Raw genomic sequence first — 20,753 nt, 5'->3', positions numbered from 1 at the left:
GCAGGTAACCTGACTCCCAACCGACCGGTTAATAGGGAGGCACGCACATGCCCATCGCGATCACACCTGAGCACAACGACCTCGCGGACTCGGTGAAGTCCCTCGTCGCACGCGTCGCACCGTCAGAGGTCCTGCACGAGGCCCTGGAAACTCCGGTGCCCTCCCCGCCGCCGTACTGGAAAGCGGCCGCCGAACAGGGCCTGCACGGTTTGCACCTCGCCGAGTCGGTGGACGGCCAGGGCTTCGGTCTGCTGGAGCTGGCGATCGTGATCGCCGAATTCGGTTACGGCGCGGTGCCGGGACCTTTCGTGCCGTCGGCGATCGCCAGCGCGCTGATCTCCGCCCACGATCCCGCCGCGGAGCTGCTGAGCAAGCTGGCTTCCGGCGAGCTCATCGCCACCTGCGCGCTGGAGTCGGGCCTGACGGCCACCCGGCAGGACGACTCCCTGGTCATCCGCGGTGAAGCCCGCTCGGTGCCCGCCGCCGCGCAGGCCTCGCTGCTGGTGCTGCCGGTCGCTGTTGAGAGCCGCGTGGAGTGGGTGATCCTCGACGCCGACCAACTGGAGATCGAACCCGTCAAATCGGTGGACCTGTTGCGTCCGGTGGCGCATGTGCGCGCCAATGCCGTCGAGGTCACCGCCGACCGCGTGTTGTCCCGCCTCGCGCAGCCGGCGGGACGGGCGATCTTCACCACGCTGCTGTCCGCCGAGGCCGTCGGCATCGCCCGCTGGGCCACCGATACCGCTGCGGCGTACGCGAAGATCCGCGAGCAATTCGGCCGGCCGATCGGCCAGTTCCAAGCGATCAAGCACAAGTGCGCCGAGATGATCGCCGATACCGAGCGCGCCACCGCGGCGGTGTGGGATGCCGCCCGTGCATTGGACGAGGCCGCCGAAAAGGGTTGGAACAACGATGAAACGGCGTACGAGTTCGCCGCCGCCGTGGCGGCCAGCCTGGCGCCGGCGGCCGCCCAGCACACCGCCCAGGAATGCATCCAGGTGCACGGTGGCATCGGCTTCACCTGGGAACACGACACCAACGTCTACTACCGCCGCACGCTGGGTCTGGTCGCCGCGTTCGGGCGCGCGAGCGAGTATCAGCAGAAAGTCTTCGACACTGCGACGGGCACCGGCATGCGAGCGATCAACATCGACCTCGACCCCGAGACCGAGCAGCTGCGCGAGGAGATCCGCGCCGAAGTCGCAGCGCTGAAGGCGATTCCGCGGGAAGAGCGCAAGGCCGCGATCGCCGAGGCGGGCTGGGTGCAGCCGCATCTGCCCACGCCGTGGGGCCGGGGCGCCAAGCCGATCGAGCAGATCATCATCGCCCAGGAGTTCACCGCCGGACAGGTCAAGCGCCCGCAGATGGGCATTGCCGCCTGGCTGATCCCGTCGATAGTGGCCTTCGGCAACGAGGAGCAGAAACAGCGCTTCCTGCCGCCGACGTTCCGCGGCGAGATGATCTGGTGCCAGCTGTTTTCCGAGCCCGGTGCCGGGTCGGATCTGGCCAGCCTGACCACCAAGGCCACCAAGGTCGACGGCGGTTGGCGGATCACCGGTCAGAAGATCTGGACCACCGGCGCCCAGTACGCGCAGTGGGGCGCGCTGCTGGCGCGGACCAACCCGAGCGCGCCGAAACACAATGGCATCACCTACTTCCTGCTGGACATGAAGGCCGAGGGCGTCGAGGTCAAGCCGCTGCGTGAGCTCACCGGCCACGCGATGTTCAACACGGTCTTCATCGATGACGTGTTCGTGCCCGACGAGCTGGTCCTCGGTGAGGTGGACCGCGGCTGGGAGGTCAGCCGCAATACCTTGACGGCCGAGCGGGTTTCGATCGGCAGCAGCGAACCCGGTTTCTTGGCGAACCTTGACGGTTTCGTCGACTTCGTCAGCAAGGGTCACTTCGACCAAATCGGTCATCACCGGGCGGGTGAACTGATCGCCGAGGGGCACGCGGCCAAGCTGCTCAATCTGCGGAGCACCCTGCTGACGCTCGCCGGTGGCGACGCGATGCCGTCGGCCGCGATCTCGAAGCTGCTGTCGATGCGCACCGGGCAGGGTTACGCGGAGTTCGCGGTGTCATCGTTCGGCATCGACGGCGCGATCGGCGATCCCGATGAGCTGCAAGGCAAGTGGGCGGAGTACCTGCTGGGCAGTCGGTCGACGACGATCTACGGCGGCACCTCAGAGGTGCAGCTGAACATCATCGCCGAGCGGCTGCTGGGCTTGCCGCGCGACCCGTAGCCTGCGCCGAGATCGACGAAATGTCCCGATCTACTCGCACTTTCGCGGCGGTTCGTCGGTTTGGGCGGGGAAAGCGCGCTACTGGACCTCGATCTCGCGCAGTTCGCGCTTGAGGATCTTGCCGGTGGGGTTGCGCGGCAGCTCGGCCAGGAACACCACCTCACGCGGAACCTTGTAGCGCGCAAGGTGTTCGCGCACATAGTTCTTGACGGCTTCTTCGGTGAGCTCGGCTTCTTCCTTCAGCACCACGAAGGCCCGCAGCCGGGCACCCCAGTCGGGATCGTCGACACCCAGCGCAGTCGCCTCCACAACGTCGGGGTGGCCGCTGATGAGGTCCTCGACCTCGGCGGGGAAGACGTTCTCGCCACCGGAGACGATCATCTCGTCGTCGCGGCCGCTGACGAACAACAGGCCATTGTGGTCGAAATAGCCGACGTCACCGGATGACATCAGCCCGTCGATGATCTGCTTGTGGCCGCCGCCAGTGTAGCCCTCGAACGGGAAGCTGTTGCCGACGAAGATCCGCCCGACCTCGCCCTGCGGCAGCTCATTGCCGTTGTCGTCGAGGATCTTGACCTTGACACCCGTGACGACGGGACCGACGGTAGCCGGGTTCATCTGCAGATCCTTCGGCCCGGCGATGGTCGCGAACGCGACTTCCGTTGAGCCGTACATGTTGTAGACGACCGGGCCGAGGTCCTTCAGCGCGCGGGTGGCGAGTTCCGCGCCGAGCTGCGACCCGGAGACGAACACGATCCGCAGTGACGACAGGTCCGGCTTGGCGTCCATCTTCTCCAGCGCGTCGAGCATGCGCGAAAGCATGACCGGCACCACCACGATGGCCGTCACCCCGTGCTTCGGGACGTCGGTCAACACGATGTCCGGCTTGAACTTTCGATGCAGCACCAGCGTCGAGCCCATCGTCAGCGCGATGGTGGCATGCAGATAACCCAGCGCATGGAACATCGGCGACGGCAGCGAGGTGACCTCGCCGGCGCGGAACGGCACGGCGGACAGAATCCCGCCGATCGGCGCAAGGGTCGGCGGGGTGTTCCGCGTGGCACCCTTGGGAGTGCCGGTGGTGCCGCTGGTGAGGATGATGATCGACGACCGTTTGGTTGCCTTCGGCGCCGGCGCAGTGCTGCTGCGGGCGATGACCTCGGCCAAAGTTTCGTCGGTGCTCCCCGAGGGCTGGTCTTTGTCTGGGTTGGTGCCCAGTGCGCGCAGCATGCCCAACGGGGGCTCTGCGAGCTTGACGGCCTCGGAGTACTCGTCGTCGTAGATGATCAGCTTGGCGCCCTCGCGCTCGGAGACGTCCCTGATCTGCGGTCCGGAGAACTCGGTGTTCAACATGATCGTGCGGGCGCCGACCCGCGCAGCCCCGTAGTTGGCGATCACGAACCAGCGATGATTGCGGGCCAGGATCGCGACGCCGTCGCCGCCCTTGACACCTTTGGCCAGCAATGCGTTGGCGACTGCGTGGGCGGCGTCGTCGAGTTCCTTGTACGTCATCGACCCTTCGTCGTCGACGATCGCGAGCTTGTCGGGCGTGCGGCGTGCGTTGAGAGCCGGCACCATCCCGATCTCGCCCCAGCGACGGATGTCGGCCACCATCGCGACGAGATTCTGTGGGGGCTCGAGGCGGAACGCGCCGGACTCGATCATTTTGAACAGGTAGTGCAGCTCAGCGGAGCCGCGGTCGGCCAATTGTCGAGCCTTGGCCAGTGCCTGCACGGGGAGATCGAAAAGACTAGGCATGGTTCCAACCCTAGGTGACTCAGGTCGCAGCCAAGACGGAACGAGCTGCCTAATTACCATGGCTTCATGGACGTGGACGGTCGCCAGGTCACCATCAGCCATCCCGACAAAGTTGTCTTCCCGGCAGCCGACGGGCGTGCTCCGGTCACCAAGGCCGACCTTGTCAGCTACTACCTTGCGGTGGCCGACGGCGCACTGCGCGGTGTCGCCGACCGGCCGATGATCCTCAAACGGTTCGTCAAGGGCATCACCGAGGAAGCGATCTTCCAGAAGCGCGCGCCCGAAAAGCGTCCAGAGTGGATCGAGGTCGCCGAACTGCGGTACGCCCGCGGTACGACCGCCAAGGAGGCGGTGATTCACGAACCTGCCGGGCTCGCGTGGGCGATCAACCTCGGTTGCGTCGATCTGAATCCGCATCCCGTCCGCTCCGCCGACCTCGATCATCCCGACGAGCTTCGTATCGACCTCGATCCGATGCCCGGCGTCGAATGGCCGCAGATCCTGGAGGTCGCCCAGGTGGCGCGAGAGGTGCTCGAGGATCACGGGCTGACGGCCTGGCCCAAGACGTCGGGTTCGCGCGGCTTTCACATCTATGCCCGGATCGCGCCGCAGTGGCCGTTCAAGCAAGTGCGGCTGGCCGCGGAGACCGTCGCTCGGGAAGTGCAACGCCGCGCGCCCGACCTGGCCACCAGTCAGTGGTGGAAAGAGGAACGCCAGGGTGTGTTCGTCGACTTCAATCAGAACGCCAAGGACCGCACTGTCGCGTCGGCCTACTCGGTGCGGGCCCTCCCGGACGCGCGGGTGTCGACCCCGCTGACGTGGGACGAGGTCCCGGCCTGCCGGGCGGAGGATTTTACGATCCGGACTGTTCCGGCCCGTTTCGCCGAACGCGGCGACCCGTGGGAGTCGATGGACGACGCCGTCGGTTCCCTCGATGCGCTGCTGCAGCTCGCCGAGGAACTCGGCCCGGCCGAGAAACCGCCGAAAGGCAACAAACCGCTGATCGAGGTAGCTCGGACCAAGACCCGCGACGAGGCTTTGGCAGCGTTGGACGTCTGGCGTGATCGTCACCCCGAGGCCGCAAACGCATTGCAGCCCACCGACATCCTGGTCGACGGGATGCGCGGGCCGAGTTCGATCTGGTATCGCATCCGGATCAACCTCGAGCACGTTCCCGAGCCGCACCGACCGGCGCAGGAGGAGCTGATCGCGGATTACAGTCCGTGGGAGGGGTATTCGGGCCGCCAGGGCAGGCCCTGAGCACCACACCCCACGCACAGTCCGCACATAGGGTGAACCAAGCCGGGAGCTCTAGCGTGCAGGTCAGTAACACTTCGAAGGTAAGGATGTCACCGTGCCCGGCACCGCTCCACCCATCCCGGCAGCCATCGACGTTGTCACCCAGGTCGTCTACTACCTGAGCTTGTCCGTTCCGCTCGGAATCGGTCTGACCGTCCGCACGTTGGCCGAACCAGACGGTCCGGTCTCGCGACGGGTCCGAAGTCTGGCCGTACCTGCGGCGCTGTTCGTGACGCTTGGTCTTGTACTGCAAGTTCGTGCCGCCGCTCATGTCACCGGCCTCACGCTCGTCCAGTTGCTCGCGCTGGCGTTGGCCGCCTGCGGATTGGTATCAATGCGCCGGACGAAGTCTCGGGCATTGGCCGGCGGCGTCACCGCCCTCGCGCTCCTCGCGGCGGTCGTTCCCGAAATCCCGTTGCAGTATTCCAATCTGAGTCGAGTCGCCACCGATGTGCTGACGGCAGTGCACGTGTTGGGTGCGATGGTCTGGGTGGGCGGCCTCGTGGTGCTTGCGGCAACCGCAATCGCCATGCGCCGGAACATGACCTGTGATCAAGACGAAGAACGGATAGCGGCGGACTGGGCCCGGGTGTGGGAACGGTTCAGCCTGGTGGCAATGATCGCCGTTGGGGCTCTGATCGTCAGCGGCTCCTGGCTGGCGTGGAGCCACGTCGGAACGCCGGGCCAGCTTCTCACCACCGCGTATGGGCGTGCCCTCGCTATCAAGCTCGCGCTGGTGGTCGCGCTGCTGTGCGCCGGAACCTACAACGTGCGCGTGCTACTGCCCAGAATTCGCGCGCTGCAGCGCGACGGTGACCACCGTAGCGTCTTTCAAATTGCCGCCCAACACTTTCCAACGGTGATTCTGGGCGAAGCCCTGGTGGCGGTCGGCGTTCTGATTATCGTCCCGTTCCTGCGCGGCTCCGCGCGTGCACAAGCCGGCGGCCCGAACGCGGCGCCGTTCGATCTGAGCACCTTCGGTATCGGCGTCGTACTGATCGCTATCGTTGCCGTTGCGATGTGGGCGGGTTCCCGCCGCTCCTTAAGACCCCTTCAGCCCAGCGCCCTCACGCCTTAAGACGGCGATGCTCGTGGTGCCGTGCCGGGTCGTTCGTCGTTGCTGCCCTGCGGCCGTGTGGTTCAGGCGAGGCGTACACCCGACAACGGGTGTAGCGCAGCCAAAGCGGGGGCCTGCCGCCCGGAGAGCAATGTCAGTCCCTTCACCGGCGCCGATCCGGCCGGTCGGTGTTCGGTGCGGATCACCGCCCCGGACCGCAGCTTCGCCGGCGACGACGGTCCGGCGATTTCAAGCACCGTCCACACCTCCTGGGCGTCGGTGGCACTCACCGCGGCCAGGGCGACCTCCGGGTCGGCGACGGCGTAGGTGGTCAGATATCCACGCGCGTCGGTGACTGTCCGCCACCGCTCGCGGGCGTCGGCCGCGGCGAGAAGCGGAACTTCGTCACCGTCGATTAATGTTGCGGTCCAGCCTCTTTCATGCAGATGGTGGGCCAGCCGACGAGCTGCGTTCTCGGCGGTCTGACGCAGCGGTATCTGGGTAGACCGGGCTTGCAGAGCAGCCAGATTCCGGGCACCGCTGAGCGTCAGGCCGATCCACGTCGTGGTGGCATCCCCGGCCGTGCGAGTGGTGACGCGCACCGCGTCACACACCAGCCCATAGCGATTGAGGTAACCGGTCAGCAGTTGAAGCGGCAGATCGCCGTCGCGGCGGTCCACCCGCAGCAATGCAGTGGCCACCGCATCGGTGTCCGTCCAACGCACATCGGCGGACGGTCCCTGGGTTGTTCTGCGGCTCAACGTGACTCGCAGGAGCTGCAAGACGATGGTGGTCAGGAAGCGACCTCGCCACCAGATCAACGCCACCAGCACTACGGCGATCGCGACGCCCGGCGCCCACTGATCGGTGACCGATTGCCACGGGTAGGTCAGCACGGCCGAGACGACCGCGAGGACGACAACGGTGAGCCGACCGGCGCCCGGTCCAGGGAGATCAGTCATTCCAATTCTTCCTTGCGTCTGCGGGTGGCGACCGCCACCACGACGACAATGGCCGCGAGCACCGCCGTCCCAATGAAAGCCACGGTGCGCGGGGTGTGATCAGCCGGCGGTGGCAGTGCCGGCGCCGCCACGCTTTTGGTCGCCGTCTCCGTGTCACTGATGGAATTCACTCTCCAGGTGAGGGCACCGACCGGATCCAGCGCACCGGCACCGACCAGGTTGGAGGGGGCCTGCGCGCCGTTGTGCGCGGTCGCCGTGAGCCGCCGGACCACCTCGTCGGCGTGCATGCCCGGGTTACGGCTGCGGACCAGAGCGGCCGCCCCGGCGACGTAGGCCGCCGCGAAACTGGTGCCGTTCAGCGGTTTCATGTCGCCGCGCCCGTCGGGCATCCCGTTGGCCAACCCGCCCGCGGCATCGTTGCTCAGCGATACGACGTTCTCCCCTGGTGCGGCGATGCCGACCCACGGCCCTGCCATCGTGAAGTCGGTGGGTTGTCCGTCGGCCGTCAGCGCCGCGACGGACAGGACGTAGGGCTGCCACCAGGACGGCACCGATACCGAACTGACCGCAGCCCAGTTGCGTGGATCGGCTGGTCGTGCCGGGTCGCTCAGCGGATTCATTGCGCATTGCGTACCCCGCACACCGTCCATGGCGGCGCCGGAATTACCTGCGGCGGCGACGATGACGGCGTCTTTGTCGATCGCCGCGTATCGCAGGGCAGCGCCCAGAGTCTGCTGATCGCCGAGTTTGTCGGGGGTCAGGCAGATGGCGGTCGAGATGTTGATGACGGTGGCGCCGAGATCGGCAGCGTGAACCACCGCGCGGGCCAGTGTGTCGATCTCCACACTTGCCTGAACCGACGCCGGGTCCTTGCCGCCGGCGTTGGGTGTGAATCTCGGTGAAGCCTGCCGGATCGACAGCAGCCGCGCTCCCGGTGCAACCCCGCTGAATCCGTCGGCCCCGGGCTGACCGCCGATGATCCCGGCCACCAAAGTTCCGTGACCGTCGCAGTCGGTCAGCCCGTCGCCGGACGCAAGGTAGTCACCACCACCGATGACGTTCGGCAGGCGAGGGCCCGGGCGCACGCCGGTGTCGATGACGGCGACGGTCTGACCCTCACCCCGCGAATATTGTTCTACTCCGGCCAGATTGAGCATCGCCTGGTTGGCGGTCAGCGCGCCGGGATCGCTGCCCGGGCGCACCCCGGTCGTCACGCAGTCGGAGCGTTGGCTCGTCCCGGCGGTCGGTCCGGCCGTCCCCGCCGGAGGCTGCGCCCCCGGGTCGGCGACGGGCGGGTTCACGGCAACGGCCACCGGAGCGGTGACCACCAGCACCACCGCGACCACCGCGGCAGTCCGCATCATCGATCGAGGACCCAGGCGAAGATGCCCACCAGATAGGCCATCATCGGGATCAGCGTCGCGTCGAGTCCAGCGGCCAGGAAGCCGACCATCCGCCGCACCGGCAGCGAATAACGCTCCGCAGCAGCGATGTCCGGGTTGACGGCCACGAACACCCAGACCGCGGTGAGCACCCCGAGCACCCCGAGCGCCCACAGCGCGGGAACGAACCGGTGGTCGACGGTGAAGGCGACCAGCAACCCGCCGATGACCAGGAACGGCTGGGCGAGCAGCCAACCTTTGCACACGGCGGTGTCCCACACTCGGGCGCGCAGCACGGTGGCGGCCGCGGCGGCCGCCACCAGATACCAGCCCCACACTCCGGGGCCTTCGGTCCATCCGGCCACGAGTAGCGACCCGGCTGCCGACAGCAGAACGCTGCCGGCGATCAGTCCGGTCTGATGGGCTTCGCCGATTCGCACTCGGCGTGGGAGGTCGGCGAGCAACCGGGCCGCCGGGCTCGACGGTGTCGGATCACCGGGAGCCGGGATGACCGGCAGCGGGAACCGGGCCCACATCGCCGCCAGCGCCGGAGCCGACACGGTGAGCAGCAGGGCCGCCAGAATGAGGGCACAGCCAACGGTCCGGGCCGGTAGTTCCCACAGCGCCGAGGCGCCTGCGACGAGCAGAGAACTGACACCGACAACCGCTGTGGCAGTGAATAACCCGACACCGTCCTCGGTCTGGGTCAGCATTATCAACGACCACGCGGCCACCCCAGCCGCGGCCAACATCACGTGCGGCGCTGCCCACACTCCCGGCACGGCCAGCCAGAACGCCGCCGCGATCGGCAGCAGTGCCACCGCCGAGACCTGCGTGGCGAGTCGGGCCGACCGTGCCCGTAGTACCAGCCCGGTGACCGCGGTGAGGACCGCGAGCGCGGCGTCGGCGTAGAGGCCGATGGTCGAGGCGGTCACCGAACGGTGGATGATGGCCACTGCGGACAGCGCCACCACGAAGACAGCGACGGCCAGCCGGGCACCCAGCTGCAGGCAGTGCGGCCCCCAGGGCCGCTGGCGTGCGGCGGAGAAGATGACGGCTGCGTCGGCGATGTCCTCCACAACGCCGGGCGCAGTCGGCCCCGGCGGAACCGGTTGCAGCGCAAGCAGATCACCATCGACGACGCCGACGGTGTCCAGGGTCGCGTCGACGCTGAACGGCGCGCCGCCGATGGGAGCCAGGGTCATCGGGATGGGGCTCGCCGCTTCCTCGTGGGAGTCCGGCGGCGGCACCAGCCGCTTCACGGCGGGCAGGATCTCGCGCAACGGCAAGTCCACGGGCAGCGCCACATCGGTGATCCGGCCATAGGCCAGAACGGCGACCCGCACGATCGGCAGCACCGGAGTTTCAGTCATTGTTGTTCTCTCTCTTGTCAATTGCTGGAGAAGTCGCGGGCCAGCGTCACCGCGGGAAACCAGCGACCTCCCGCCAGAGTGCCGGTGAGCCGATCGAGAGCCAGCGCGATCGCGAACGGCGTGCCCGGCGAGAACGTCGACAGCCACTCCCCGTCGGCTGCCTGCTCCGGGTTGACCAGCACGCGCCCGGCCGCGGCGTCGACGATGCCCACACCGACCTCGCTGAGCTCGTGGACTCCGTCGCGGGCGCAGCCGGCGCGAATTTCGACATAGCTGCGCGCTCCGCTGAACACCGACCGCACCACCGGAACCGCAGAAGCCGGGATGCCCAAGTGCTCCAAGACACCGTTGAGATCTGCTCCGGCCCGCAACTTCTCGTCGGCCCGTACCCCGGCCCTTGTCGGGAGGGTGAATTCGGTGAATCGCGCGGGTGCGCGGGCCGCCAGGGCCGCCGAAACGACCCGGGCAAGCGAGAGCGGATCGCTGAGGTCGAGTTCGGTCAAGGTGATGAGCCCACCGCTGCGCAGCGCCACGACGGTGTGGTCGCCACGGCGGGCCACCAAACCGCGCAACAGCCCACTGCCGCGCACATAGCGGAGCTCAAGCCAACGGTCAGCTGCGCATACGGTGCGCGTCCACCGGACCACGGCAGGAGCCACCGTCCCGGCCTCTGACATCACCTCTGCACGAGTCAGTTCGGACCGCAAGCCGACCATGATCGCCGGTGCCTCGCGGTGGTCCGTCACGGCGGGCGTGATCGCCAGCACCCACGGAAAGGACCCGGCGCCAATGCTTTCGGCGACGAACCACGCGGCGTCGGCGGTCAGCTCGACGGCGTTAGGTGCGGCCAAGTGTCAGCCCCACTTGGCGCCCTCGGCTTGATCACGCGCATGCATCGACAGGGTATTGGTCTCGTGTGTGCCTGCCATCGCCCGGTAGGCCCGCACCAGCTCCTCCATCGCAAGGTTCCACTGCGCCTGCCAGGCCTGGTATGTCATGCCGGTCTCGCCTTGCCAGGCCCCCTGCAGCGCGGACTGTTCGGTGGCGATATCCGCGCCGACCGCCTGCAGCGTGCCGGCGTAGCCGGCCATGTCGCCGGCGTGCGCCAGCATGGCCGGGTAGTTGTACATGATCTGGGACATCAGAATCCTCCGTATGTCGTTGCCGCGGCCGCGTCTTCGGCGACGTAGGTAGCCCCGGCCTCGCCGAGGTTGATCTGCGCGATATCGAGCAGCGAATTGACCTTTGCGGCGACCTCGACGAACCGCGCATGAGCGGCCTGGAAGGCTGCCGACGACTCACCCATGTGGAAGGCTTGCGAAGCCATGGCAGCCTGTTCGGCGTGGGCGATAGTGCTGCGCATCAGCGCAGTCTTGGCACCGAACGCGGCCTCGGCGGCGAGGAGCTGCGGTATGTGGGCGTCCAGCATGCTCACGGTGATTCTCCAATCATTCTCGATGGTTGTCGGTTTCGGGTAGATCGGTCTCCCAGGTAGCCGGAAGCATTGGCAGGGTGGGCCGTTCGTCGGGCGAGGTACCGGCGAGCTCGGTCAGTCCGGCCGCGGCGACATCGCGCGATGTGGTTGCGGTGCCGGTGAATCCGATGGTTCCCGCTCCCCGGTCGGACTGCGACGTGGTGGCTTGCGGTGCCGGTTCCGATGGCGGGCCGGCGTCGGAGTCGAGGTTCATGTATTCGTCGCGGTGGCCGCGGTCCTTGAGCCGTTGCGCCCGGCGCCGCTTCGCGCGTTCTCTGGCCTGCGTCGAAGACAGCGCGGCCACTGCCGGGGCAGGCTCGAAGACAGGGGCTTTGGCTCCACTGCCCTCGATCAACGTCGGGCCGGGTCCGTCGTCGGGGTCGGCGCTGCCGACGGCATAGAACATGGCCTGGGCCGCGGGTGCCGGCGTCGCCGGTGCCGGGGCGGCGGTCGGCGCGCCGGCGGCGGTGGGCGCCGCGGGTGCTGTGGCGGGGACGGTCGGTGCCGCCGACGAGACCGGCCACAGGCTCGGTTGCCGCGCCGGGCCCGGTGCGGGGGCCTGCTCCGGGGTGACCGCCGGGGCGGGTGGATCCGGAACCAGCGTCAGCAGTCCCAGCAGCGGCAGTCCGGCGACGAGGAGCATCGGGGCCCACAGCGGTGAGCTCAAGACCAGGCCCCAGGTTGTCCACCCGACCGGCTGGAAGATCGCCTGGTACGCCAGCGCCGACAGCAGCGGCCCCCAGGTCTGCCACGCCTGGACCGGGTTGGTGAGGAAATCGGCGATCATCTGCTGAATGCTCTCCACCGGATGGGTGAGGAAGTCCCAGATGAGATCGCCGTCCGGGAGCGACTTGATGTAGGTCTCCAGCAGATCGAGGATGCTGTTGGAATTGGTCAGCGCCGAGCCGGATTCGTCGGCCTGCGGTTGCGCGGCGGTCGACAGCGCCGCGGCCGACGATGCCGCCTCACCGCCGGGCAGCACGATCGTGGGGGCCGGGGCACTGCGTGGCGTCGCCGCCAGCGCCGTGCCCGCGACGGTTTGGTACACGCTCATCGTGGTGGCCGCCTGGATCCACATCCGGACGTAGTCCGCCTCATTGAGGGCGATCGGGATCGTGTTGATGCCGAAGAAGTTGGTGGCCATCAGCACCCCGTGCACGGTGTGGTTGGCGGCCAGTTCGGGCAGTGTCGGCATCGCTGCCAGGGCAGCGGTGTACGCGGCGGCCGCCGTCTGTTGCGCGGCGGCGGCGCCGGCACTGTCGGCGCTGGCCTGCTCGAGCCACGCCAGATAGGGGGCGTGGCTCGCGACGTACTTCTCGGCACTCGTCCCTTGCCACGAACCGGCCTGAGCCGCGGTCAGGATCTGAGTGAGTTCAGCTGCTGCGCTTGTATATTCCGCGCTCAGCGCCTCCCACGCCGATGCGGCGGCCAGCATCGTGCCAGCACCGGGGCCGGCACTCAGCAGCGCCGAGTGGACCTCGGGTGGGGACGCAAACCAGATTGGCGCGCTCATCAGCTTCCCCGCGCGATCACGTAGGACGCCGCCGCGGCGGCATCGGTGGCGGCGTAGCCGGAACCCGACTCGGCGACCGCGGCACCCGAGCGACCGAGTTCGGTCACCCCAAGAGTGGTGGTCGTGGTGTGGTCGAGGCCTTGGGCGCTGAAACCGGCGGCGGTCTGCAACGAGACGGGGTCCGAGCCGGGGGGCAGCACCGCGGTGATCATCGGCGCGGCAGCCGCGTTGGCCGCGGCCAGGCGCGCAGTGAGCACCGCTACCTGAGCGCTGGCGGCGGCCAACCCCTCCGGGACGACGCGCAGGGTCATGACGGGTTCTCCTCTGTATATCGGACATGAGAGGCGCTGTGCGCGTGGGTAAACGGATTGACGAGCTGGACGTGGGCGAGGCCGTCGCTGTCGTTCAGCAGCATTGCGCGTCCGGCGGGCAACCTGGTGAACCGATGCCCACGGATCTTGGCGCCGTCGGCGGGATTGCCGGACAACATCAGCACTGCTGCCTGCAGGTCGCTCATGCGGCGCAGCAGGGGATTCGTCATCAGGGCGTGCGCCGACCCGCCGGCCCGGCCGGTGACGATGACGCGCAGGCCGAGATCACCTGCCGCGGAGAGTAGGCCGAGCAACGGCGTCCACGGGCGGTGCCCGGCGTACGGACCGCTCAGCGCCGGGCCGTCGGGAATCTGGTCGACGTCGTCGATGATCAGGTAGTGGGCGTGCGCCGAGCCGATGCGAGCGCGGTAATCCCAGGCCGACAGTTCACTCGCGGTCAAACCCGCCGGCGGACGCCGCTGCTCGAGCAGTGCCGACAGTCCCAGCACCGCCGGGGTGACGCGCTCGATATTGGCGCTGTATTCGTTCTCGGGGAACAGGGGCTCGTCGACGAGGTGCAGGCGACGGTCGAACACTGTGAACGCGACGTCCGCGGCGTTGGAGTTGTCGCGGACGGTGCGAATGACGTGCCGCAGCAGGGTGGTCTTGCCCGACTTGCTGTCACCGAACACCATCACCAGCGGATGCTCGGCGAAGTCGTGAACGACCGCCGCGAGATCGAACTCTCGCTGCCCCAACACCACTCGTTCGCCACCGCGATGCAGCGGGGCGACCGTGGCGGGGTCAAGGATGGCGGGCAGCAACCGCACCGCCGGGGCCTGCACTCCCGGGTAGGCGGCATTGATCGCCGGTATCCGGGTCAGATCCGGTTCGGCGAACAGGAAGTGCTCCCCCGCCATGGTCAGGCCGCGGCCGGGCTGGTCGTGTGGCACCGATTCGGCGGGCCTGCGCAGGCTGTCGGCGACCCGGACGTTGCTGTCTCGCGGATCGGGCAGTCGCAGCTCCAACCGCAACCCGAGACCGTCACGCATCGCCAGCGGCACCTCCAGCCAATTCGGCGTGGTGACCACGACGTGGATGCCGTGCGCCAGACCGGTATTGGCCAGCTCTGTGACGACGGCCAGGAGCGGGTTACGGGTGCTGAACGCGTCGGTGTTGTCGCGACCGAACGCATACAGATTGTCGATGACGAGGAAAACTTCGCCGTACTCGTCGGTGTAGGGGCCCTGGAGTCCCGCAGTGCGTTGCCGCGAGCACAGCAGCTGCTCCAGCTCGCCGAAGGTGCGCCGGATCCGCTCCGGTTCCAGCGGCGAGGCGACACCACCCACATGCGCCAGGTCTTCCAGACCACGCAGGCGCCCGCCCCCGTAATCCAGGACGTAGAACGTGACGTCGCGCGGCGAGTGCAGCTGTGCCGCCGACAGCACGAATGTCTGCAGCGCCGTCGATTTCCCCGACTTGGCGCCGCCGTGGATCACCACGTTGCCCGCCGAGGACGTGGCGTCGAACACCAGCGGGTCACGCCGCATCTCGAACGGCAGGTCGATCTCACCCAGCGGCCAGCGCCACTGCCGCGCCGGCACGCCGGCACCGGCGAGCACCTCGCCGAGCGCGATCGGCTCGTCAAGTGGGGGCAGCCACAGCGCCGGTGCCTTCGGACCGTACTGGGCCAGTTGTTCGCCGATCGTGGTGATGAGCTTCCGCGGCACCGCCGGTTCGTTCTCGTGATCGGATAACACCACGACGTCTTCGCCGAGCGCGGAAGGCCCGGCGGTGAACTTCACCGGTTCGGGCGCCGACGGCACGACATACGACGTGACCGGGCGTGGCGGGTCGTAGATCCCGTCGACGTAGGTGCTGCGGAACTTTACGGGCGCAGCACCCGGCGCGGGCACCAGGAAGCCGACTCCCTTGTGTTCCCTGCCTGATTCGATGTGATAGGCGTCCTCGACGCCGAGGATCTGCCGTGATGTCGCGGGGCTGGCCACCTTGAGGCCTATCCGGTAAGAGGTGTTCTTGTCGATGTCGCGGATGCGACCGATGTCAAGGGTCTGCGACGCGAACAGGATGTGGATCCTGAACGAGCGGCCCTTGCGGGCGACGTAGTCGAACAGCTCGGCGTATTCCGGATGCGCGGCAAGCATCAGAGTGAATTCGTCGGCAACCACGAACAATGTCGGCAGTGGCGGCAATTCGATCCCTACTGCTTCGGCGGCGGGTCGCGCGGCCTCGTACTCGGTGACGGAACCGAAGGCACTGCCCTGCACTCGGCGTCCGGCATCACGCAGCAGGCTCTCCCGGCGGGCCACTTCACCCCGCAGCGTGTCGGCGAACCGGTCGGCCAGCGACTTCTTCTCCGCCATATTGGAGATGACGGCAACTACCTGCGGGAAGTTGCGGAAGACGTCGGCGCCGGCCTCACCTTTGAAGTCGACGTAGATCACGATAAGCCGTTCGGCCGAGTGGGTTGTCAACAGCGACAACAGGATCGACATGAGTGTCTGGGACTTTCCGGAGCCCGTCATGCCGATCATCAGGCCGTGCGGTCCCATACCGCCCTCGGCTTCGTCCTTGAGGTCGAAGTACAGCGGCACACCGGTCGCGGTGACACCGATCGGCACCCGCAACTCCTCGTCGCGTGGCCGTGGCGCCCACACGTCGGCGATGTCGAGCGCCGATGCGTCCGGGATGCCCATCAGCGTGGTGAAGCTCGCCCCCCTGGTGGCCGGTGAGCGCAGTCCGGCGTGGGTCGGGTTGGAGTCCCATCGCGCCAAGCCACGCGCCAGGTGCGCGGCGTCGGCGGTGGGCATCCGGTCGGCGTGGTTGACATAGGTCTGCCAGCCGTCGCTCTCCCAGCGTTGGATTTCCCCGTCGGCGACCCGCAGTACCGGCCGCTCCGGATCGGCGTACTGTCCCGGTCGCGGAGCGGATTGCGCTGCCGCGGAGTAGATCACCGTGACCCCGGAAAGACCGGTGGCCAGAACGGAGTCCTCCGGGGCGTGGCGCGGGTCATCGATGACGACCAGCAAGTGACGCACCGGATCGCCCGAGTCGATACCGAACAGCGGGCGGTCGGCCAGCGCCGGACCGATCGAGGCGATGAGGTCGTCGGTGTTCGCCGCCAGGTAGCGGGCTGGTCCGCAACCGTCGAGCTGTCCGGGGATGTCGCTGTGCGGCAGCCATTTCAGCCAGTTCCACGCCGGAGATTCGAGGTCAGGGCTGGCCAGTGCGATTCCGAGGGAGGCGGCGTCGTGCCAGGTGACGGCCTGAGCCAGCCAGGCGCGCAACGCGGCCCTGACCTCATCGGCGTCACCGACGACAGTGATTCGCGACACCGACTTCAGGTCAATGCCCCGCGGGGCACCACGGACGGTGCGCTGGGTGTTGAGCAGGGCACGTAATGCGCTGTGCGACACCGGCTCGAGGTCTACCTCGTCCGCCGTGTCCTTGACCCGCAGCGTGGTCGCCAGTGGTACGTCATGCAGGCCGGCGCGCAAGACCAGAAAGTCACCGTCGTGTGGGTCACGCTCCCACTGCCTGCGCGTTCCGGGGATAGCGGTCAGCGCAGCCGGGTCGGGATGCGACCACACCAGCGCATCGCGCTGGGCGGCGGCCTCGGCGCGCACGTTGTCCCGGATCACCGACAGGTAGCGCAGATAGTCGGCGCGTTCGGCGTCGACCTCCTCGGTGCGCATCTTGTTGTCGGTGCCGCGGTAGAGCGCGGTGGCGGCGAGCAGGAGCACGAACGGAAAGAACAGGGTCTGCGCCGAAATGAGTTTCATCCCGGTGGCCACCATCGCGACGACCATGCCGACGATCAGGATGACGATCAGGAACGGCAACGCGCGGCGCAGGAGTGACGCCGGCACCACCCGTGGCAGCTCGGGTGGCGGCTCGATGACGATCGTGCCGTTATCGGTTTTGGGGGCCGGCAACCGCCGCCCCGCCTCGAAGATCAGCCGGCTCATCGGGTCTCCTGCTGGACTACGGGCCGGACGGCGTCGTACGCGACAAGGGCGTCGGTTTGGGACAGGGCCGGGCCAGGGGCGAACAAGGTCAGCACCGACCACGGAATCGGCAGCGGTGACTGGGTCAGACCCAATGCGGCCACCGTTTTTTCGGTTGTCGTGTGGTCGCCGCCGATGCCGTACCGAACGCCGGTGTCGGACACCCAGAACAGCGACCCCGCGGACGGCGACGTCGGCTGCTGGCCGACGGTCTGGACGAAGTAGCCGCGCCCCGGTGGCAGGACGACTCGGCTCGCCGTACCCGGATTGGCGCCGCCGACGAGCTCGACCGGATGTGTTCCGCCGGGCAGCGGGAGCATCGAACCCGAGAGCAAGGTCATCGAACTGGTTGCGGCGCCGTCGATCTTGGCCCACTGCGCGCACGTCACCGGTGCGGACGACGCGTCCACCAGCTTGACCGGCGCGGCGGGGAACGACGCCACATCGAGCAGCGACGAGACCGGCAGTCGGGCGATGTCGTCGGCCCCGAGTTGCGGCGGTTGTGCCAGCCCATAGGAGTTCGCGTTACGCAGCACCGCGGCCAGCACGGTGCTGATCGGCTGAAGCCCGTCGGGCAGCACCGCGTAGTTGATCGCAGTGCCGTCGTTGCGGTAGGCGATCACGACGGAACCGACCGGGGCCGCAGCGGGCAGCGGATAGCCGACGGGCAGACCTGCGTCTGGGATCGGGGGGATGCGCAATGCCGGAGCTTCCGGTATCGCGTTGAACAGCCCCGGCGAGATCGATCGGGCCGCGGGCGCCGCGGCGGGCAACCCCAACGCGTCGGTGACCGGCCGGTCGGCGAGGTCGATCGGGCTGCGTCGGCCGTCCCACAACAGCCAGGTCCCGCCGGCGTCGCCAACCAGCATGGCACGCCCGGCGCCCAGCTCGTCGGCGCGGGCGCCGCCGCGTTCGATCCGGCCGGCCACCACAGTGACCCCCGCGGTGTCCACAGACCCGCCGGCCCCATCACACACCGCCCAGTCGGCATCACGAGATGTGTTCTGCACCATGCGTTCCGGTGCTCCCGGGATGCCGATCAAACTACCGCGGGCGAACTTGTCCAGCTGCTCGCCGCTGACGGTGGTGGGATCCACCGGCCGTCCCACGGCCAAACGCGCGGACGTCAGGTTCAGCACCGGGTGCAGCCGGTCGTCGAGGCGAACGTAGAGCGCGGCGGTCGAACGGTCGGCCAGTACCGGGTCGCTGCCCGGAACTCCACCGGGACGCAATACCGAGAACACAAAGCAGCCGAGAACTGCGGTCACGACCAGCAGCACGCCCATGAAGACCGCGCGCGACTGGCTACGCAGCGGGTCGACAAGCATCCGGGTGTCGTGCAGGGCCAATCCGGATGCTATGCGGCGCATGACGAATCGCCAGCCCGTCACCTGGTGGCGGGTGATGAATCCGCGCCGGTACGTCACCCGCTCCGGGTTGTCATTCGCGGGTGTGCGGGACGAGAAAGACCGCCGGTCGTCACCGCCGCTGGTGCCGCTCATGCGGGCACCGTCAAGCCCAGGCCCCGCAACAGCGGCACGACCGAGGCACGCACATCGGCCCCCGTGATCGTCATCAGCTGCTCGTCGGTGAAGTCGGCACCGGCCAGGTCCGTGTGGTCCAGCCTGAATTCCCGTTCCTCTTCCGACCTTTCGACCACGTTGCGGACGAATCGGCCGTTACCGGCGATGTCGAGGCTACGGCGCGGCACCCCGGTCGAGTCGGGGGTCGACGAATTCGCCAACTGGCCGAACAGCTCCTCGAGATCGTGCAGCGCCGCGGGTTCGAAGATGCTGTCCCGGTTGGCTGCCATCGCGACGGCGATGTCGACCAGTTCGGAAGGCGAGTAGGACGGGAAGACGATGCTGCGGGTGAACCGCGATCGGAGGCCTTCGTTGGTGTCGAGGAAGCGATCGAGGTCGGCTCGATAACCGGCGATGATGACCACCAGGCGGTCACGGTCGTTCTCCATCCGAGCCAACAGGGTGTCGATGGCCACCAGGCCGAAGTCGTTCTTGGCTCCCGTCGCGACCAATGCGTACGCCTCGTCGAGGAACAGCACACCGTCAAGCGCGCTGTCGATCAGCGCGTTGGTCTTCGCCTCGGTCTCCCCGATGTGCTGACCGATCAGGTCGGCACGGTGCACCTCGCGGACGTTCTCCCGCTTCAGCAGTCCGAGGCCGCAATAGATCTTGGCCACCACGCGCGCGATCGTCGTTTTACCGGTGCCGGGCGGACCGGCGAACACCAGGTGATGGGTGCGTTGGGCGACGGTCAGACCGCGCTCCTCACGCCGCAATGCCATCGCCACCGAGCTCTTCAGGCGCGCCACCTGGTTTTTCACCTCGTCGAGGCCGATGAATTCGTCGAGCTCGCGTTCGGCTTCCTCGAGCAGCGCCGCTTTTCGTTCCCGGGCCTCGGGGTCGACGAAGTCGTCTGCGGTGGGCTCGGTTCCGACGTCCCACGGGTCGGTGCGGGCATCGATGCGGGCGGTGGTGGTGGTGACGATGCCGAAAGTCGGATCCGAGAGCGCATGCTCGACCTGGTCGTTGTCCGGGTTGGCGGCATACAGGTCCTGCAGGACCTCGGCGGCGGTGTCCTCGTCGCCGTATGCACGCAGCGACAGCGCCTTGACGAGTGCACCGTCGACCACGGCCACCGCGACCGGGCCGTCGGGTTCCTCCAGGTACGACAGCGCGGGCGCGAACATGCCGAGCCGGGCCAGTGCCACACCGAGGGCAACCTTGGCGGCATGGGCGAGGAACGGGTCGAGGCCCGCGTCGTTGACCACCGGGGTCAGCAGCTTGACGACGTCCGACCAGCGGTGCGCGCGGGTCCGCAGGGCGACGTCAACCCAGCGCGCCTCGCGCCATTCCGGCCGTCGCACACGGATTTCGCTGACGATCTCCTCGGCGGCCCGGAACGCGCCGTCGATCGCCAGCGTGGCGGCGTAGGCGAGCCGGAACTCGTCCGTGGTGGTCGCGCGGAACCGCAGATACAGCCCGGTGTCGTAGTCGAAACCCAATGCACCCGAGGGCAATTCGATGCGCCTCTGCAGCACACCACTGGTGTCGGCGGTACGGACCACCGCAGCCAGCACGTCCTTGGACGCCGAACCGGCGGCGGCCAGCCCCGTCCAGGCATCACACTGGTCGTAGGCCACGCGCGTCAGCTCGGTGAACGCCCGGCGTGCGGCCGGCATGTCGGCGGGCCTGCGCCGGTCGTACACCGGCAGGCCGAGGGCTTTGCAGGAGGCGGCGAATCGGCTCACCAGGTCTGCGTCCAGGCGCGCCCCACGCCCCGAAGTCACTACACCGTTGTTCATGCGCATCGTACAGGGGCGACGGTCG

The 20,753-nt window shown here is 68.0% G+C and carries 15 protein-coding genes; 3 read left to right on the top strand and 12 right to left on the bottom strand.

Annotated features, from left to right (window positions below; translation table 11 throughout):
* Window positions 1-47: 47 nt before the first annotated feature.
* Window positions 48-2,246, top strand: coding sequence for an acyl-CoA dehydrogenase (locus AB431_RS02400; protein ID WP_047328597.1), 2,199 nt, complete (start codon window positions 48-50; stop codon window positions 2,244-2,246).
* Between the two features lie 78 nt (window positions 2,247-2,324).
* Here AB431_RS02400 and fadD2 read toward each other — a convergent pair whose 3' ends face one another.
* A complete protein-coding gene (gene fadD2, locus AB431_RS02395; RefSeq protein ID WP_047328596.1) occupies window positions 2,325-4,004 on the bottom strand; it encodes a long-chain-fatty-acid--CoA ligase FadD2 in 1,680 nt (559 codons plus the stop codon).
* Between the two features lie 66 nt (window positions 4,005-4,070).
* Here fadD2 and AB431_RS02390 point away from each other — a divergent pair, with 66 nt between their 5' ends.
* Together AB431_RS02390 and AB431_RS02385 are read left to right on the top strand one after the other, a co-directional pair.
* Window positions 4,071-5,264: a DNA polymerase domain-containing protein gene (locus AB431_RS02390; protein ID WP_047328595.1), complete on the top strand. Its 1,194-nt coding sequence runs from the start codon at window positions 4,071-4,073 to the stop codon at window positions 5,262-5,264.
* Window positions 5,265-5,466: 202 nt separating this feature from the next.
* Window positions 5,467-6,381 carry a copper resistance D family protein gene (locus tag AB431_RS02385; protein ID WP_144418170.1) on the top strand — a complete coding sequence of 305 codons (915 nt, stop codon included), beginning with the start codon at window positions 5,467-5,469 and terminating at the stop codon, window positions 6,379-6,381.
* Window positions 6,382-6,443: 62 nt separating this feature from the next.
* On the opposite strand, the gene eccE is transcribed toward AB431_RS02385, so the two are convergent.
* From eccE to eccA, 11 genes are read right to left on the bottom strand one after another with little or no spacing between them, the layout of a single operon-like run.
* The gene (eccE, locus tag AB431_RS02380; RefSeq protein WP_047328594.1) at window positions 6,444-7,322 is read right to left on the bottom strand and encodes a type VII secretion protein EccE; all 879 of its coding nucleotides are present in this window, start codon (window positions 7,320-7,322) and stop codon (window positions 6,444-6,446) included.
* Complete coding sequence (gene mycP / locus AB431_RS02375; protein WP_047328593.1) at window positions 7,319-8,686, bottom strand: type VII secretion-associated serine protease mycosin; 1,368 nt, start codon at window positions 8,684-8,686, stop codon at window positions 7,319-7,321. Before mycP ends, eccE begins: the two co-directional genes overlap by 4 nt.
* Window positions 8,683-10,077 (bottom strand): type VII secretion integral membrane protein EccD, encoded by a 1,395-nt coding sequence (eccD, locus tag AB431_RS02370; protein WP_047328592.1) that lies wholly within the window; start codon window positions 10,075-10,077, stop codon window positions 8,683-8,685. The genes mycP and eccD overlap by 4 nt, the downstream gene beginning before the upstream one ends.
* Window positions 10,078-10,094: 17 nt before the next feature.
* On the bottom strand, window positions 10,095-10,928 hold the full coding sequence (locus AB431_RS02365; protein WP_047328591.1) for an ESX secretion-associated protein EspG: 834 nt from the start codon (window positions 10,926-10,928) through the stop codon (window positions 10,095-10,097).
* 3 nt (window positions 10,929-10,931) lie between these two features.
* Window positions 10,932-11,219, bottom strand: a complete 288-nt coding sequence (locus AB431_RS02360) for a WXG100 family type VII secretion target (protein ID WP_047328590.1) — start codon at window positions 11,217-11,219, stop codon at window positions 10,932-10,934.
* Complete coding sequence (locus AB431_RS02355; protein WP_047328589.1) at window positions 11,219-11,512, bottom strand: hypothetical protein; 294 nt, start codon at window positions 11,510-11,512, stop codon at window positions 11,219-11,221. Before AB431_RS02355 ends, AB431_RS02360 begins: the two co-directional genes overlap by 1 nt.
* A gap of 13 nt (window positions 11,513-11,525) precedes the next feature.
* Window positions 11,526-13,064: a PPE family protein gene (locus AB431_RS02350; RefSeq protein WP_047328588.1), complete on the bottom strand. Its 1,539-nt coding sequence runs from the start codon at window positions 13,062-13,064 to the stop codon at window positions 11,526-11,528.
* Window positions 13,064-13,375 carry a PE family protein gene (locus AB431_RS02345; protein ID WP_047328587.1) on the bottom strand — a complete coding sequence of 104 codons (312 nt, stop codon included), beginning with the start codon at window positions 13,373-13,375 and terminating at the stop codon, window positions 13,064-13,066. Before AB431_RS02345 ends, AB431_RS02350 begins: the two co-directional genes overlap by 1 nt.
* Window positions 13,372-17,364 carry a type VII secretion protein EccCa gene (eccCa, locus tag AB431_RS02340; protein WP_047328586.1) on the bottom strand — a complete coding sequence of 1,331 codons (3,993 nt, stop codon included), beginning with the start codon at window positions 17,362-17,364 and terminating at the stop codon, window positions 13,372-13,374. Before eccCa ends, AB431_RS02345 begins: the two co-directional genes overlap by 4 nt.
* Window positions 17,361-18,905, bottom strand: a complete 1,545-nt coding sequence (gene eccB / locus AB431_RS02335) for a type VII secretion protein EccB (RefSeq protein WP_047328585.1) — start codon at window positions 18,903-18,905, stop codon at window positions 17,361-17,363. Before eccB ends, eccCa begins: the two co-directional genes overlap by 4 nt.
* Window positions 18,902-20,728 carry a type VII secretion AAA-ATPase EccA gene (eccA, locus tag AB431_RS02330; RefSeq protein ID WP_082135524.1) on the bottom strand — a complete coding sequence of 609 codons (1,827 nt, stop codon included), beginning with the start codon at window positions 20,726-20,728 and terminating at the stop codon, window positions 18,902-18,904. The genes eccB and eccA overlap by 4 nt, the downstream gene beginning before the upstream one ends.
* Between the last annotated feature and the right edge of the window lie 25 nt (window positions 20,729-20,753).

Source organism: Mycobacterium sp. EPa45 (assembly GCF_001021385.1).
Classification (GTDB): Bacteria; Actinomycetota; Actinomycetes; order Mycobacteriales; family Mycobacteriaceae; genus Mycobacterium.
Note: the sequence above shows the minus strand (reverse complement) of the source record. Positions and strands in the feature narration are given on the sequence as shown.

Bases quoted from the DNA above. Each gene is read 5' to 3' on its own strand.
- AB431_RS02400 (WP_047328597.1), top strand. From the start codon at position 48: ATGCCCATCGCGATCACACCTGAGCACAACGACCTCGCGGACTCGGTG.
- fadD2 (WP_047328596.1), bottom strand. From the start codon at position 4,004: ATGCCTAGTCTTTTCGATCTCCCCGTGCAGGCACTGGCCAAGGCTCGA.
- AB431_RS02390 (WP_047328595.1), top strand. From the start codon at position 4,071: ATGGACGTGGACGGTCGCCAGGTCACCATCAGCCATCCCGACAAAGTT.
- eccE (WP_047328594.1), bottom strand. From the start codon at position 7,322: ATGACTGATCTCCCTGGACCGGGCGCCGGTCGGCTCACCGTTGTCGTC.
- mycP (WP_047328593.1), bottom strand. From the start codon at position 8,686: ATGATGCGGACTGCCGCGGTGGTCGCGGTGGTGCTGGTGGTCACCGCT.
- eccD (WP_047328592.1), bottom strand. From the start codon at position 10,077: ATGACTGAAACTCCGGTGCTGCCGATCGTGCGGGTCGCCGTTCTGGCC.
- AB431_RS02360 (WP_047328590.1), bottom strand. From the start codon at position 11,219: ATGTCCCAGATCATGTACAACTACCCGGCCATGCTGGCGCACGCCGGC.
- AB431_RS02350 (WP_047328588.1), bottom strand. From the start codon at position 13,064: ATGAGCGCGCCAATCTGGTTTGCGTCCCCACCCGAGGTCCACTCGGCG.
- AB431_RS02345 (WP_047328587.1), bottom strand. From the start codon at position 13,375: ATGACCCTGCGCGTCGTCCCGGAGGGGTTGGCCGCCGCCAGCGCTCAG.
- eccCa (WP_047328586.1), bottom strand. From the start codon at position 17,364: ATGAGCCGGCTGATCTTCGAGGCGGGGCGGCGGTTGCCGGCCCCCAAA.
- eccB (WP_047328585.1), bottom strand. From the start codon at position 18,905: ATGAGCGGCACCAGCGGCGGTGACGACCGGCGGTCTTTCTCGTCCCGC.
- eccA (WP_082135524.1), bottom strand. From the start codon at position 20,728: ATGAACAACGGTGTAGTGACTTCGGGGCGTGGGGCGCGCCTGGACGCA.